General features: G+C 30.9%; 12 protein-coding genes. All 12 read left to right on the forward strand.

The window, feature by feature from the left end; all coding sequences use genetic code 11:
* Positions 1-1,449, forward strand: coding sequence for an aldehyde dehydrogenase family protein (locus ALEK_RS01680; protein ID WP_071627901.1), 1,449 nt, complete (start codon positions 1-3; stop codon positions 1,447-1,449).
* An 8-nt stretch (positions 1,450-1,457) separates the two neighbouring features.
* Complete coding sequence (locus ALEK_RS01685) at positions 1,458-2,447, forward strand: membrane dipeptidase (RefSeq protein WP_071627900.1); 990 nt, start codon at positions 1,458-1,460, stop codon at positions 2,445-2,447.
* Between the two features lie 64 nt (positions 2,448-2,511).
* Complete coding sequence (locus ALEK_RS01690) at positions 2,512-4,071, forward strand: BCCT family transporter (protein WP_197950323.1); 1,560 nt, start codon at positions 2,512-2,514, stop codon at positions 4,069-4,071.
* A 65-nt stretch (positions 4,072-4,136) separates the two neighbouring features.
* On the forward strand, positions 4,137-6,551 hold the full coding sequence (locus ALEK_RS01695) for a DUF3726 domain-containing protein (RefSeq protein WP_071627899.1): 2,415 nt from the start codon (positions 4,137-4,139) through the stop codon (positions 6,549-6,551).
* A 2-nt stretch (positions 6,552-6,553) separates the two neighbouring features.
* Positions 6,554-8,797 (forward strand): FdhF/YdeP family oxidoreductase, encoded by a 2,244-nt coding sequence (locus tag ALEK_RS01700; protein WP_071627898.1) that lies wholly within the window; start codon positions 6,554-6,556, stop codon positions 8,795-8,797.
* Positions 8,798-8,806: 9 nt separating this feature from the next.
* Complete coding sequence (locus ALEK_RS01705) at positions 8,807-9,226, forward strand: helix-turn-helix domain-containing protein (RefSeq protein WP_071627897.1); 420 nt, start codon at positions 8,807-8,809, stop codon at positions 9,224-9,226.
* Positions 9,227-9,236: 10 nt separating this feature from the next.
* Complete coding sequence (locus ALEK_RS01710; protein ID WP_071627896.1) at positions 9,237-9,974, forward strand: substrate-binding periplasmic protein; 738 nt, start codon at positions 9,237-9,239, stop codon at positions 9,972-9,974.
* A 243-nt stretch (positions 9,975-10,217) separates the two neighbouring features.
* Positions 10,218-10,859: a GntR family transcriptional regulator gene (locus tag ALEK_RS01715; protein WP_071627895.1), complete on the forward strand. Its 642-nt coding sequence runs from the start codon at positions 10,218-10,220 to the stop codon at positions 10,857-10,859.
* 218 nt (positions 10,860-11,077) lie between these two features.
* Positions 11,078-12,130, forward strand: a complete 1,053-nt coding sequence (dctP, locus tag ALEK_RS01720; protein ID WP_071627894.1) for a TRAP transporter substrate-binding protein DctP — start codon at positions 11,078-11,080, stop codon at positions 12,128-12,130.
* Positions 12,131-12,167: 37 nt separating this feature from the next.
* Positions 12,168-12,935 (forward strand): maleate cis-trans isomerase family protein, encoded by a 768-nt coding sequence (locus ALEK_RS01725; RefSeq protein ID WP_071627893.1) that lies wholly within the window; start codon positions 12,168-12,170, stop codon positions 12,933-12,935.
* A 1-nt stretch (position 12,936) separates the two neighbouring features.
* The gene (locus ALEK_RS01730; protein WP_071627892.1) at positions 12,937-13,488 is read left to right on the forward strand and encodes a TRAP transporter small permease; all 552 of its coding nucleotides are present in this window, start codon (positions 12,937-12,939) and stop codon (positions 13,486-13,488) included.
* A complete protein-coding gene (locus ALEK_RS01735; protein WP_071627891.1) occupies positions 13,482-14,819 on the forward strand; it encodes a TRAP transporter large permease in 1,338 nt (445 codons plus the stop codon). Before ALEK_RS01730 ends, ALEK_RS01735 begins: the two co-directional genes overlap by 7 nt.
* The last annotated feature ends 10 nt before the right edge of the window (positions 14,820-14,829 follow it).

Below are 14,829 nucleotides of genomic sequence, written 5' to 3' on the forward strand. Positions count from 1 at the left end.
ATGACTTATAATTATGAAGAAGGTTTATACATTAACGGTTCATGGGCAAAAGGTGTTTCTACAATTGAAAATATCAACCCATCTGATATTTCAGAAAATATTGGAAACGTAGCACAAGCAAGTGTTGAGCAAGTAAATGAAGCAATCGCTGCTGCAAAAACTGCACAACCAGAATGGGAAAAAACTCCTTTAGAGCATAAAGTTAACGTACTTCAAGCAATTGGTGATGAACTAATTGAAAGATGTGTTGAACTTGGTGAGTTATTAGCTAGAGAAGAAGGTAAGTCAAAAGCAGAAGGTAAAGGTGAAATTTACAGATCTGGTCAATTCTTCCAATATTATGCAGCTGAGGTTTTAAGACAAATTGGTGAAAATGCAGCATCTGTTAGACCTGGTATTGATATTGATGTTACTAGAGAAGCAGTTGGTGTTGTTGGTATTATCTCACCTTGGAATTTCCCTACTGCAACAGCAGCATGGAAAATTGCTCCTGCTTTAGCATTTGGTAATGCAGTAATTTGGAAACCAGCTAATTTAACACCAGCATCTGCTGTTGCTTTAACTGAAATTATTCATAGACAAGGACTTCCAGCAGGTACATTTAACTTAGTATTAGGTTCTGGTGGAACAGTTGGTGATACATTAATTAACTCAAAAGAAATTAATGCAATTTCATTTACAGGTTCTGTTGAAACTGGTAGAAAAATTGCAGTAGCAACTTCTGCAAACTTTGTTAAATGTCAGTTAGAAATGGGAAGTAAGAACTCACTAGTTGTTGCTTGCGATGCTGATATCTCTGTTGCTGTTGAAGCTGCAATTGCTGGATCTTTTTCAGGTACTGGTCAAAAATGTACAGCATCTTCAAGATTAATTGTTATGGAATCTATCCATGATGAATTTGTAGAAGCACTAGTAAAAAGAATGGCTGAATTAAAAGTTGGACATTGTTTAGAAGATGGAATCTTTATGGGACCTGTTTCTGATAAAGCACAATTTGATTCAAACTTCAGATGGATTGAAAGAGCAAAAGAGCTTGGTGGTAAGTTAGCATTTGGTGGTGAGAAATTATCAATGGAAAAAGAAGGTTACTACATGAGCCCTACATTATTTGTTGATACAAAAAATGATTGGGATGTTAACCAAGAAGAAGTATTTGCACCAATGGCTTGTGTAATTAAAGTTAAAGATTTAGAAGAAGCAATTGCAACTGCAAATGATACAAGATTTGGATTAACAGCTGGAATTATTACTCAAAGTTTAAAAACTGCAGCTATTTTCAAAAAAGAAGCTCAAAGTGGTTGTGTTATGGTTAACCTTCCAACAGCAGGAACTGATTACCACGTTCCATTTGGTGGAAGAAAAGAATCAAGCTTTGGACCAAGAGAACAAGGTTCGTATGCAAAAGAGTTCTACACAATTGTAAAAACAGCATACCAAAAACCTTACTAAGGAAAGACATGTATAAAGATCAAATTATTATTGATGGTTTACAATATTGTAAATGGGATAGAGAATATTTCCTTTCTCTAAGAAAGAGTGGAATAACTGCTGTTCACGTTACACTTGTTTACCATGAAATGGCAAGAGAAACTTTAACACAGTTTGCACAGTGGAATAAACTTTTTGAATTAAATAGTGATTTGATCATGCCAGTAATGAATATGGCAGATGTTCAATTAGCTAAATCTACTGGCAAAGTAGGAATCTTCTTTGGAGCGCAAAACTGCTCTCCAATAGATGATGAAATCGGATTAATTGAGGTAATGAGAAAACAAGGTTTACTTATTATGCAATTAACATATAACAATCAAAGTTTCTTAGCAACTGGGTGTTATGAAAAGAACGATAGTGGAATTACTAGATTTGGTAAACAAGCTATTGCTGAAATGAATAGAGTTGGAATGATTATTGATATGTCTCATAGTGCAGAGCAATCTACACTTGAAGCTATTGATTTATCATCTAGACCTATTTGTATTTCACATGCAAATCCAATTTTTGCACATGATGCATTAAGAAATAAGTCAAACGAAGTGATTAAAGCATTAACTGCAAGAGGTGGGTTATTAGGATTCTCATTATATCCTTTCCATTTACCAAATGGTTCAGCTTGTACATTAGATGATTTTTGTGAGATGATTGCAAAAACAGCTGATTTAGTAGGTGTTGATCATTTAGGAATTGGTAGTGATTTATGTCTGAATCAACCACAAGAAGTTTTAGAGTGGATGAGAAATGGAAAATGGTCAAAAGCTATGGACTATGGAGAAGGTTCTTCTTCAAATTCTGGATGGCCGGATGACTTACCTTGGTTCAAAGATGAGCATGGTATGGAAAATATTTATAATGGTTTAATTAAGTATGGATTTCAAGAGAAAGAAGCTAATCAAATTCTTGGCGGGAACTGGTTTAACTTCTTAAGCGACGGTTTAGAACCTAAAAATTAATCTTAAGAAATTAAGAATAACTTTTGGGTGATATTATCAAAAATATCATAAAAAGGATATGAAGATGGAAATATCTGACATTATAGAAAAAGAAGATACTTTAAAAGAGCAAAATCAAAAAGAACAAAAAGTTGATAAGTTAACTTTAGTTCTTAGTAGTGGTTTTTTAATGGCATTCGTTGTTTTAGCATTAGTGGATACAAAGCTATTAAGCACTGTTGTAAATGGTGGATTTGGCTGGGCGACTAAATTTTTTGGTGCTTATTGGCAATTCTTATTATTAGCAACTTTCCTAATCGGTATTGGACTTACTTTAGGAAGAACTGGTTCTGTTGTACTAGGTAATTCAGAGAAAACTGAAATGAGTACTTTCCAATGGATTGCAATTATCATGTGTACACTACTAGCAGGTGGTGGAGTTTTCTGGGCAGCTGGTGAACCTATTGCACACTTTGTTTCTCCTCCTCCATTATATGGGGCTGAAACTGATTTATTCCAAAAAGCAGTAAATTCATTATCTCAATCATTTATGCACTGGGGATTCTTAGCTTGGGCAATTTTAGGTACTTTAACTGCAATTGTATTATCTCATTTGCATTATGATAAAGGTTTACCTTTAAAACCTAGAACTTTACTTTATCCTGTATTTGGAGATAAAGTTATTCATGGACCATTAGGTTCTATTGTTGATGCATTTTGTATTGTTGCTGTTGCTGCTGGTACTATTGGGCCAATTGGTTTCTTAGGGTTACAAATTTCATATGCTTTAAATGCATTATTTGGAATTGCAGATGGTTTTACAACACAAATGACTATTATTGTAATAGCAATTATAATTTATACAATATCTGCCTTAAGTGGATTAACAAGAGGTATTCAGATTTTATCTAGATGGAATATTATTTTAGCAATTGGTTTAATGCTTTTCATCTTTATTTTCGGACCAACAGCATTTATTATTGATGCGTATATTCAAGGTGTAGGTACATCAATCCAAAACTTCCTTCCAATGGCAACATTTAGAGGTGATACTGGATGGTTAAGTTGGTGGACAGTGTTCTTCTGGGGATGGTTCTTAGGATATGGTCCTTTAATGGCTATTTTCATTGCAAGAATCTCAAGAGGAAGAACAATTAGAATGTTAATTTTAGCAGTGAGTATTTTCGCACCACTAATTACAATGTTCTGGTTTACAATCGTTGGTGGTGCTGGATTATCATTTGAAATTGCACAACCAGGTGTTATTAGTGAAGCATTCAAAGGGTTTAATTTACCTGCATCATTATTAGCTATTACACAATCATTACCATTCCCATTAATTACTTCAATATTATTCTTAATATTGACTACAGTATTTATTGTAACAACGGGAGATTCAATGACATATACAATGAGTGTTGTTGTAAGTGGTAGTACTGAGCCTAGTCCATACTTAAGAATGTTCTGGGGAGTATTAATGGGTGTATTAGCAATTATATTAATATCAATTGGATCAGGTGGTATCTCGGCATTACAATCATTTATTGTAATTACAGCTGTGCCAGTGTCACTTGTATTATTACCAGCACTATGGAGTGCACCACAAATAGCTATTAAAATGGCAGACGAACAAGGTTTAAAGTAGTAGTAAACTAAAAATAAAAAAGAAGTAGAAATACTTCTTTTTTTTAAAAATTTCAGGAGAGAGAAATGAGTAAAAATATTAATACAATCGAAAATTCACAATTAAGAGATTCAAGTGTGGTAATGGATTTAAAAAGAATGGGTGCAATGCATCAATCTAGAATCAGTTTCACTAGAACTTTAATAAGAAAAATGGCAAATGAAAATTGGACTGTTACTAAATCTAAATGGGATTTATGTAAAGACGGTTATGGTACAGCTATTTACGAATTAAAAACACCAAACAATACATATAATGTAGTAATCTTTTCTAATCATATTGAAGATGATGAAAGAAATGATAGAGTTATTGCTGAAAAGTGGGATACAACATTTACATTAATTGATGGAGATGTAAGTGACACTTTATTAGATGCTCTAAGAAATAATGTACCACTTCAAGAAGCAGGAAGAAACTCAAATAGAGCTTTAGTACTTGCTCGTGCTAATAAATCTGTTAGAGTTTTCTCTCATGTAATTGACTCATTAGCTAAAGGTGAACAACCAAGCATTGAAGAAGTTTCAAAAGTTGGTTATATCCTAAGAACTACTGCTGTTTACGGTAGTGGTAAATTTGGAATTAATGATTATGCTGCACTAGGAAAAAACCCAGACTTCTCTCAGTCTTTTTCTGCAGAAATGTGTGCTGTATATATCTTAAGACAATTCTCACTTGATTGGGCAAACTTTATTGCTAAAAATAAAGGTGGAGATAAAGCAGTATCTTTAGATAAAGATATTCAAAGATTCTTAGGAGTTGGTAATGCAACTGGTTTAGGAATGGCTCCATATTTAATTAGACACCCAAAAGTTGTTGATAATTGGTTATACCAAAGAGAATTAGCTTTAAGTAAAGTATCATTAGAAGAGATTACAAAAGAAAAATCAAAAGAATTAATTGCTTATTTAAATAGAGCAATTACACATTTAGAAGATGTAGTAACAATAAATGAACACCAAAAAGAATTAAATGTAAAAGCAGCTTTAGAGATTCCAAGTATTATTGAATCAACAAATGAACTTCTTGGTAAAACATACAAAGAATTAATTCAAAGTACAACTAGTCTTTCTTTCGAAGCACAAGAAGTTCTTATTTCTTCAATTATTGAATTATATCCGCAACTTGTTGATTGTCATGAAAGTGAAATGAGAGTTGATGAACAACCATTAGAATTATCTGGGGTTACAATAGAAGCTTTAAAAGCTAAAATTCAATCTCATTATTCTTGGGCTTTAAAATATGATTTCTCAAAAGAGAAAAGTAATTATTGGTTCTGGTATGTATCAGAAGATAAAGGTGAACCAAGATTAGGAATTAGAAATGTAGATAAGGGTGCTGAATTAGAATTGCCTTTAGATATAGCTAGACAAGTATCTAAATTAAATAAAATTTTAGTAGATATTTCAAATGAAGAAGCAGTAACTAAGTTCTTATTAGAAAACCCTCAATACTCATCTATTATTAGAAGAATTTGGACTATGGGTGCTTGTAAAATGGGTGAAATTCAAGCTAATGTAATTGATGAAGAATTTTTACCAATGGATTTATTAAGAGCTAAACTTGCTATGTTTGGAGCAACTAAATTTGATCCAAGATCAGATAGATGGGTTCAAGTTACTTTCTTCCAAAGTGCGCCACTAGTTGATGAGGTTCATAATGGTGAGTGGTTATTCCCTCAAATTCCAAAAAGTAAAGATGATAGATTAAATGTAGAAAGTGGAAAAATTTCTGTTTCAAGAACAGAGTTAGCAACTATGTGTAATAACGCATTTAATGGTCTTAAAAGAGATTCAGGAGAAGCAGATTTAATTTCTAAAATGGTTGTTGATTTAGAGATGGTTGGATTAAATGGAGTTAAACATTTTGCAAATGCATTAAAGTATTTAAAAAATTCTAATAACTTATCATTAAATATTTCATCAGAAGGTTCTCATATTACTGCTGATTTAAATAATGACACAATTTTAGGACATATTCAAATTTTAGTAGCTTACGCATTAGAATCAGTTCCTAATTATGAAACTGTAACTTTAGAGATTAAAAATTGTCACAATAGATGGTTAGTATTCTCTCAAGCACTAAGAATTGCTAAAAAAGGTCTAAATGCTAGATTCTCTTGGAATAATTCATCAGATAATGGGAAAATCTCATACTGCATAAATGCTAATGATGATTTACCAACAGTTTGTAACAGTACAACTGATAGTTCAGATGTTAGATCTTTAACAATTGAAATTAGTAAAAACAAAATAGAAAGTACTTGTGATAGTGCTGAAGTTATTAGCTCTCAAACTTTACAAAAGTCATTTAATAATGCAGTTGAAAATGGTTTAGTTATCAATTTAAATGATTGGAATGATTTAAAAGAAGTTGCAAAAGCTATTTATGTTGCATCAAGTGAAACTTCACGAAATGATGCTGGTGGAGTAGTAGAGAAATAACAATGGAAAATCAACATCTAAACGTTAAATCAGCTGGTGGATGGGGTGCATTAATATCATCTGGAAAATTCTTAATGAGAGAGGGCTTTTTAAAAGGCTCTCAAACATTATTTAGACTAAATCAAGTTGAAGGATTTGATTGTCCAGGTTGTGCATGGCCAGACCCAGAAGATAGTGAACGATCAATGACTGAGTTTTGTGAAAATGGAGTAAAAGCAATTGCTTTTGAAACTACAAATAAAAGAGCTTCTAGTGAGCTTTTTTCACAAAAAACAGTGTCAGAACTAAATGAACTTGATGTTTATTCAATAACAAATCAGGGGCGTTTAACTGAGCCTTTTTATTACAATAGAGCTAAAGATAAATATGAACCTATTTCTTGGGATAGCGCTTTTGAAGTAGTATCTAAACATTTAAAAAGTTTAGAAAAACCTGATGATGCAATTTTTTATACATCAGGTAGAACATCTAATGAAGCAGCATTTTTATACCAACTAATGGGAAGAATGTTAGGGACAAACAATTTCCCTGATTGTTCAAACATGTGTCATGAAAGCTCTGGTGTTGGAATGGGTGAATCAGTTGGAATTGGAAAAGGAACAGTATCTTTAGAAGATTTTGATAAAGCTGAGTTAATTATGATTTTTGGGCAAAACCCAGGAACAAATCACCCTAGAATGTTAAGTGAATTACAAAAAGCTAATAAAAGAGGTGCGAAGATAGTATCTATCAACCCTTTAAAAGAAGCTGGTTTAGTATCTTTTGTTCATCCACAAGACGTGGGTCAAATGCTTACTAATAAAGCAACACCTATTAGTACAAATTATTACCAAGTAAAACTAGGTAGTGATATGGCTTTAGTTCAAGCAATTGTGAAATATATTTTAGAAAACTATTCAATAACTTTAGATTTAGAGTTTATAGAAAAACACACTGCTGGATTTGAAGAGTATAAAAAACAGATTCTTTCAAAAGATTGGAATGAATTAGTAAAACAAACTTCTTTAAGCAAAGAAGAGATTATAGAAATAGCTGAACTTTATGTTGAGTCAGATAAAACTATTTGTTGTTGGGCTATGGGATTAACACAACATGAACACGGTGTTGCAACAATTGAAGAAGTAATGAATCTATTATTACTAAAAGGTAATATTGGAAAAGAAGGAGCTGGTGCTTGTCCTGTAAGAGGTCATAGTAATGTACAAGGTGATAGAACTGTAGGAATTTCAGAAGCTCCAAAAGAAGATTTCTTACAAAAAATTGATAGTGTATTTAACTTTAAAAGTCCAAGATCTCATGGTTATGATGTGGTTCATGCTATTAAAGCAATGCATAAAGAGAAAAATAAAGTATTTATAGGTCTTGGTGGTAATTTTGCCGATGCTGCACCTGATACAAAAATTACATATGAGGCTTTAGAGTCTTGTAATTTAACTGTACATATTTCTACGCATTTAAATAAAAGTCATTTAATATGTGGAAAAGAAGCACTGATTTTACCATGTCTTGGAAGAACAGAGTTAGATATCCAACAAAATGGTGTACAAAGTGTTACTGTTGAGGATTCAATGAGTATGGTTCATCCTTCAAAAGGAAGAAATACTCCAGCCTCTAGAGATTTAAAATCAGAACCTGCAATTATTGCAGGAATTGCCGATGCAACATTTGGTAAAGAAAAAGTTGATTTTATAGATTTAATTAGTGATTACAATAAAATTAGAGAAAAGATTGAAGAAGTATTGCCAACTTTTACATCTTATAATGCCTCAATGGAGAGTAAAACTGGACTTGAGTTATATAACTCTGCAAGAAATAGAGTTTGGGAAACAGAAACGAAAAAAGCTAATTTCCTTGTAAATATTGCTCCTGATTTAACTCTAGATGAAAATCACTTGTCTTTAATGACTATGAGATCTCATGACCAGTTTAATACAACTGTATATGATACAAATGATAGATATCGTGGAATAAAGAATAAAAGAAAAATTATCTTCTTAAATGAGAAAGATATTAAAAAACTCGGACTTAAAAATGGGGAGTTTGTAAATATTCAATCTCACAGTAAAGATGAAATAAAAAGAGAAGTTTTAAATTTTGAAGTAGTAGCTTATGATATTAAAGAAGGATGTGCTGGGGCTTATTTCCCAGAAGCAACACCTTTAGTTTCAATTAATCATTTTGATAAAAAGAGTTTCACTCCTTCATATAAATTTATTGATATTACTTTAGAGAAAGTGAATAAATAAGGAAATAAAGTGAGTGTTTTAAATTCAAGAATTGACGGATTGGAGTATATTAAAAATATTGAAGAAAAATTTATTAATATTAAAATCCCTCTTTCTCTTGAAAATCAGTTAATTATTGAAAACTTTTTTAATGAACTTCAAGAAGTTAATTTAAAAGAGTTAGTTAGTAATTGGTTTATTGATGAAAAGAACTGTGCTGTAATTAGTCCTGATAAAACTTATTATTTAACTAAAAGAGAGTTGGTTTTTACACAACTATTATTAAAAAATAGAATTGTTACTTATGAACAGATGTCATACTATATCTGGGAGTGTAAATCAAATATAACTCAAAATGCTATTAAGAGTTTTGTAAAAAATTTTAAGAAGAAGATGCCCCCGTCAATTCTTAAAAATGTTAATGGTATAGGGTATAGGTTCTTAGCCTAAAAGGAATAAAATGAAAAAGGTATTTTTAGCAGGTTTAGCACTACTTACAACAGTAGTGTCTTCTTCTGCAAATGAAGTGATTAAAATTACAACAGGAGAGTGGGCACCATATACTATTGAAAAGAGTAAAAGTGGTGGAGTTCTTCAAAAAATTGTAAATGAAGCATTAAAATTAGAAAATATAGATGTTAAATATGAATTCCATTCATGGGAAAAAGCCTACTCTCTTGCAAAAGAAGTTACAGCAGATGCTACAATTCCATGGTTTAAAACAAAAGATAGAGAGAAAGATTTTCTTTATTCAAAAAATGCAATTCTTAGAACAAAAACTGTTTTCTTCCATTTAAAAAGTTTAGACTTTAAATGGCAAAAATATGAAGACCTTAAAAATTATAGAGTTGGTGAGACATCTGGTTTTAAAACTGAAAAGCTTTTAAGAGAAAAAGGTGTTGATGTTGAAATGGCTATTAGTGAGAAAGAGAACTTTCAAAAACTATTAGATGGAAAAATTGATGTAACTTCTTCAAGTTATCTTGTGGGATATAACATCATCAAAAATTCATTTACAGCAGAAGAATCTGCAAAGTTTACTAATGATTCAAAAAAGGTATATCCAGCAACTGGTGTTTACTTTTTAGTTTCAAAGAAACATCCAAAAGCACAAGAGTTAATTAATAAATTTGATGCAGGACTTAAAAAATTAATTAGATCTGGGAGGTATATTAAACTTATTAAAGAAGCAATTTAATTAAATAGAAACTCATAATCATTTCAGATTAAGGCAATTATTTAAAAGTTTAGTATTCTTCAGGTGTAAGAGTTGGAATAAAATATTAAGAAAAAAACCCTCCCTTTTTTCTTAATAATGTTAACTTCTCTTACCCATTGATTATTTGAAAAGCCTTTAACAACAAAGCTATAGTAAAAAACAGAATATATATTTAAGATATATTTAAATATAATTTCTAAAATACGTAGTTAGGTATGTTAAATGAAGAATAAACTAAAACGAGAAAAAAATAAAACAATGACAGAACAAGTTTATGAAAAACTTGAAGATCTTATTGTATTTTGTGAAATAGAACCAGGAACGGTTTTAACAGAAGCTGAGATATCTGAAATGGTTGGAGCTGGTAGAACACCTGTTCGAGAAGCTTTACGATTATTAGCAAATGAATCTTTAGTTAATATCTCTAGAATTGGGGTATTAATTCCTGAAATGAGTGGCTCTACTCAACTTCAATTATTAGAAGTAAGACGAGCAATACTACAACTATGCGTAAAATCTGCAATTGATAGACTAACAGAATTAGATAAAAAAAGCCTACAAGAATTAGTAAATATTGTTGATGAACAAGATGATGTTGAATTTTTACATTGGTTAAAAGAGAGACATAGAATCTTAGCTAAATGTTCAAAAAATCAATTTATATATGAAGAATTACGAAATGTACAAGGTCTATCTCATAGATTCTGGTATTACTATGCTAAAAAAGATGACCATCAAAAAGGTAAAGTTTTACATAAAAAAATTCTAGAAGCTGTAATTGATCAAGATAAAGAATCTGCTGCAAAATATGTAGATGATTTAATTGATTACTTAGAAGCATTTGTAAGAAGTCATGCTATTTAAAGAGTAAACATATAAGTTTGCTCTTTATACTTTCTAATTAAAACTAAACAAAAAATCTATAAAAATTCATATTTGAGCTTATTTAAGCCAATAAAATATTAAAATAACATATATAACTATTTCTAGTATATTTTTTGTATATATTCTAAATATATCTTAAGTATATTTTAAGTTAATGAGGCGTATACTGACATTATATAAACTATAAAGGAAGAGATATGTTTAGAAACAAATTACTAGGAACAGCGTGTGCGTTATTATTAGGTGCGGTATCATTAAGTGCAGAGACTTGGAAGTTTGCCAGTGAAGAGGCAAAAAAAGATGTTCAAGATATCTATGCTCAAGAATTTGCAAAAGTAGTAAAAAAAGAGTCTAATGGAAAAATTAAAGTTAGAATCTATTATTACGGACAACTTGGTGGTGAAAATGACATTGTTGAATTAACTTCAAATGGTTCAATCAACTTTGTATCTGTAGGAACTGGTCACTTAGGTTCATACGTACCTGAAGTTCAATCAATTTCAATTCCATACGTATTAACTAATAATGAAGATGCAGCTTACGAAGTATTAACTACAAGTAAAACTATCTATAATGATTTAGCTCCAAAATTCAAAAAAGCTAATTTAAAACTTTTATCAATGATTTCTGAGGGTGAAATGGCATGGGGTGCAAATAAACCTATTAGAACTCCAGAAGATTTCGCAGGACAAAAAATCAGAACATTTACATCTACAATTCCAGTAGAAACATACAAAGCATTCGGTGCAGTTCCAACTCCATTATCATGGGGAGAAGTTTACTCTTCTTTACAATTAGGAACAGTTGATGGTATGGTAAATCCAATGTACTTCATTTACAATGCTAAATGGCACATGGTTCAAAAATACATTATGTTCCCAGGTCAACAACCATATATTGGAACAATTTCAACAAATGCAAAATGGTTTGCTAAACAAACTCCAGAAAAACAAGCAATTATTAATAAGGCTATCAAAGCAGCAAATAAAGCAGCATTTGAATACCAAAAGAAAATTAACAAAGAAAATACAGCAAAAATGTTAGAAGAAAACAAAGAGTTAAAACTTATTACTTTAACTGAAGCTGAGAGAGCAAAATTTAAAGATATTAGTAAATCTTTACATGGAACATTCTTAGATGTAGTAGCTAAAGCTTATCCAGATGATAAAAAAGAACAAGCTAAATCAGACGCTAAAAAAATCTTAAATAACTTAATTCAAGAAGTAAAAGACGCTGAAAGCAGACACTAAATAAAAGCCCCTCTCGGGGTTTTTTTAAGGAAAAATGATGGAAATAAAAGTAATAAATAGCGAACTTAAGAATACAATTTCTCACAATGGAAAAATAGGTTTAATACTTCTTGCAACAGATCAAATCACATTATATGAATTTGAAGCAATTTTAAAAGACACTGGAGTTTTATGTTTCCCTTCACGGGTAATGATGGATTCAGTTGAATTAACACCAGAAGTTTTAATGGCAATAAAAAATGAATTAGCAAGTGCAACTAATACTATCCTTCCCGGACTGACTTTAGATGTGGTAGCACTTTCATGTACTTCTGCTTCTATGACAATTGGAGAAGATGAAGTTGCAAGAATTATTAAACAAAGTGATACAAAAAGAGAAATAAAAGAAGTAACAAATCCGTACACAGCAATTAAAAATGCTTGTGAGTTTTTAAATGTAAATGAGTTAGGAGTAATTACTCCATACAGCATAGAAGTTACACAAGGTATTTTAGATGGAATGGAACCTAATATTAAAACTATTAGTGCTGCAACATTTAATAACCCAAATGACAATTTAGTTCCAAGTATTACTCCTGAGTCTATAAAAGATGCAGTAATTCAAATGGCAAAAGATGAAAATATTAAAACAATTTTTGTTTCTTGTACAAATTTAAATATCTGTAGATATATAGATGAATTAGAAGAAATTACTGGGAAGAGAATCTTAACAAGTAACCAAGTTATGGCTTGGGACATTTTAAGATTAGCAAATTATAAAAAACCAATTTTAGGTTTTGGTTCACTTTTTAAGGAAGAAAGATAATATGAAAAATGTATTGGCAAGAGTAAATTCCATTACTGCAAAAGTAGAAAAGGTAATTTTATCTTTATCTATTTTGCTAATGATGATTAATACAACTGCAAATGCTTTAGGAAGATATATCTTCAACCAAAGTATATATTTTTCTGAGGAATTAAATCAGTTTTTAATGGTATCCGTGACATTTGTTGGTTTAGCTTATGCAGTAAGAAATGGTAGAAATATCAGAATGACTGCTATTTATGACGCGTTAAGTCATAAAAAGAAAAAGTTCTTAATGATTATTATTGCAATTTCTACATCAATGTTGATGTTTTTATTAGCTTATGAAGCTTATAACTATGTAATGCAATTAAAAGAGATAAACAGATTAAGTCCAGCACTTCAAATAGAAGTTTATTTAGTATATATGATTGTACCTATTGGATTTTTTATGTCGGGAGTTCAGTTCTTCATTAGGTTTATTCAAAACCTGTTACATGATGAGATTTATCTTTCTTATGATGTTATTGAAGAGAAAGATTGTGATTCAAATATAGGAGATCAAGCATGTTAGAATTTTTACAAAATGTGTTAAATGGCGAGCTTGATGTATATGTTATTACTTTTGCCCTATTAGCAGTAATGGTAGTACTTCTATTTTTAAGTTTCCCAATGGTTGTTCCTTTAACGGTTGCAACAATGGTAGGGTTTTTACATTTTTCAGATTTACCTCTGCAAAATATAATTCAGCAAATGATTACAGGTATTACACCAAATGCACTAATAGCAATTCCAATGTTTATTTTTGCGGCAGATATTATGACCAGGGGTCATACGGCTACAAGATTACTAGATTTAATTGAAGTATTTATTGGTCACTACAGAGGTGGATTACCAATTACAACTTGTATTTCATGTACATTATTTGGTTCAGTTTCAGGTTCTACTCAAGCAACAGTTGTATCTGTTGGTTCAATTATGAGACCTAAACTTTTAAAAGCTGGATATAAAGATAATTTTATTCTTGGACTTATAATTAATGCAAGTGATATTGCTTGGTTAATTCCACCAAGTATTGGTCTTATTTTATATGGAGTTTTAGCAAATGCAAATATTGCTGAATTGTTCATTGCAGGAATTGGTCCAGGTCTTATTTTAACAGGTCTATTTTCAGTTTATTGTTACATTTATTCTGTAATGCATCAAGATGAAATTACATTAGCACCAAAAAAAGATTGGTCTGCTAGATTTCAAGCAGTTAAAAAATCAATTTTACCAATGGGATTCCCAGTACTAATTGTAGGTGGGATTTACTCAGGAGCATTTACTCCAACAGAAGCAGCAGCCTTCTCAGTATTGTATGCAATTATATTAGAAGTTGTAATTTATAGGAAATTAGGACTATCTGATTTAATTGATTCATCATTAAGTACAGGGCTTATTACAGCAGTTGTATTTATCCTTGTTGGTGCGGGTCAAGCCTTCTCTTGGTATATCTCATTTGAGATGATTCCTCAAGAGTTACTTGGAGCACTTGATTTAGAAAATGCAAGTCCTGAGTTTATACTATTTGTTATCTCAGTAGCATTTGTTGTTGGATGTATGTTTGTTGATTCAATTGTTGTATTACTGATTTTAACACCAGTATTTATGCCAATTATTGATTCATCAGGAATTGATCCAGTTTTAGTTGGAGTTGTAATTACTTTACAAATGGCAATTGGTTCGGCAACGCCACCATTTGGATGTGATATTTTTACTGCCATTGCGGTATTTAAAAAATCATATATGCAAGTAATTTCTGGAATATTGCCATTCTTCTTAATACTAATGTTGATGTCAGCGATTTTAATATTCTTCCCTGATTCAGCTCTGTTCTTAAGAGATATAGCATTCGATAAGTAAAAAAATAAAA

Origin of the sequence: Poseidonibacter lekithochrous (genome assembly GCF_013283835.1) — a bacterium.
Classification (GTDB): Bacteria; Campylobacterota; Campylobacteria; order Campylobacterales; family Arcobacteraceae; genus Poseidonibacter; species Poseidonibacter lekithochrous.

Coding starts and splice junctions, on each gene's coding strand:
- ALEK_RS01690 (WP_197950323.1), top strand. CDS start 2,512: ATGGAAATATCTGACATTATAGAAAAAGAAGATACTTTAAAAGAGCAA.
- ALEK_RS01725 (WP_071627893.1), top strand. CDS start 12,168: ATGGAAATAAAAGTAATAAATAGCGAACTTAAGAATACAATTTCTCAC.
- dctP (WP_071627894.1), top strand. CDS start 11,078: ATGTTTAGAAACAAATTACTAGGAACAGCGTGTGCGTTATTATTAGGT.
- ALEK_RS01680 (WP_071627901.1), top strand. CDS start 1: ATGACTTATAATTATGAAGAAGGTTTATACATTAACGGTTCATGGGCA.
- ALEK_RS01685 (WP_071627900.1), top strand. CDS start 1,458: ATGTATAAAGATCAAATTATTATTGATGGTTTACAATATTGTAAATGG.
- ALEK_RS01730 (WP_071627892.1), top strand. CDS start 12,937: ATGAAAAATGTATTGGCAAGAGTAAATTCCATTACTGCAAAAGTAGAA.
- ALEK_RS01715 (WP_071627895.1), top strand. CDS start 10,218: ATGAAGAATAAACTAAAACGAGAAAAAAATAAAACAATGACAGAACAA.
- ALEK_RS01700 (WP_071627898.1), top strand. CDS start 6,554: ATGGAAAATCAACATCTAAACGTTAAATCAGCTGGTGGATGGGGTGCA.
- ALEK_RS01735 (WP_071627891.1), top strand. CDS start 13,482: ATGTTAGAATTTTTACAAAATGTGTTAAATGGCGAGCTTGATGTATAT.
- ALEK_RS01710 (WP_071627896.1), top strand. CDS start 9,237: ATGAAAAAGGTATTTTTAGCAGGTTTAGCACTACTTACAACAGTAGTG.
- ALEK_RS01695 (WP_071627899.1), top strand. CDS start 4,137: ATGAGTAAAAATATTAATACAATCGAAAATTCACAATTAAGAGATTCA.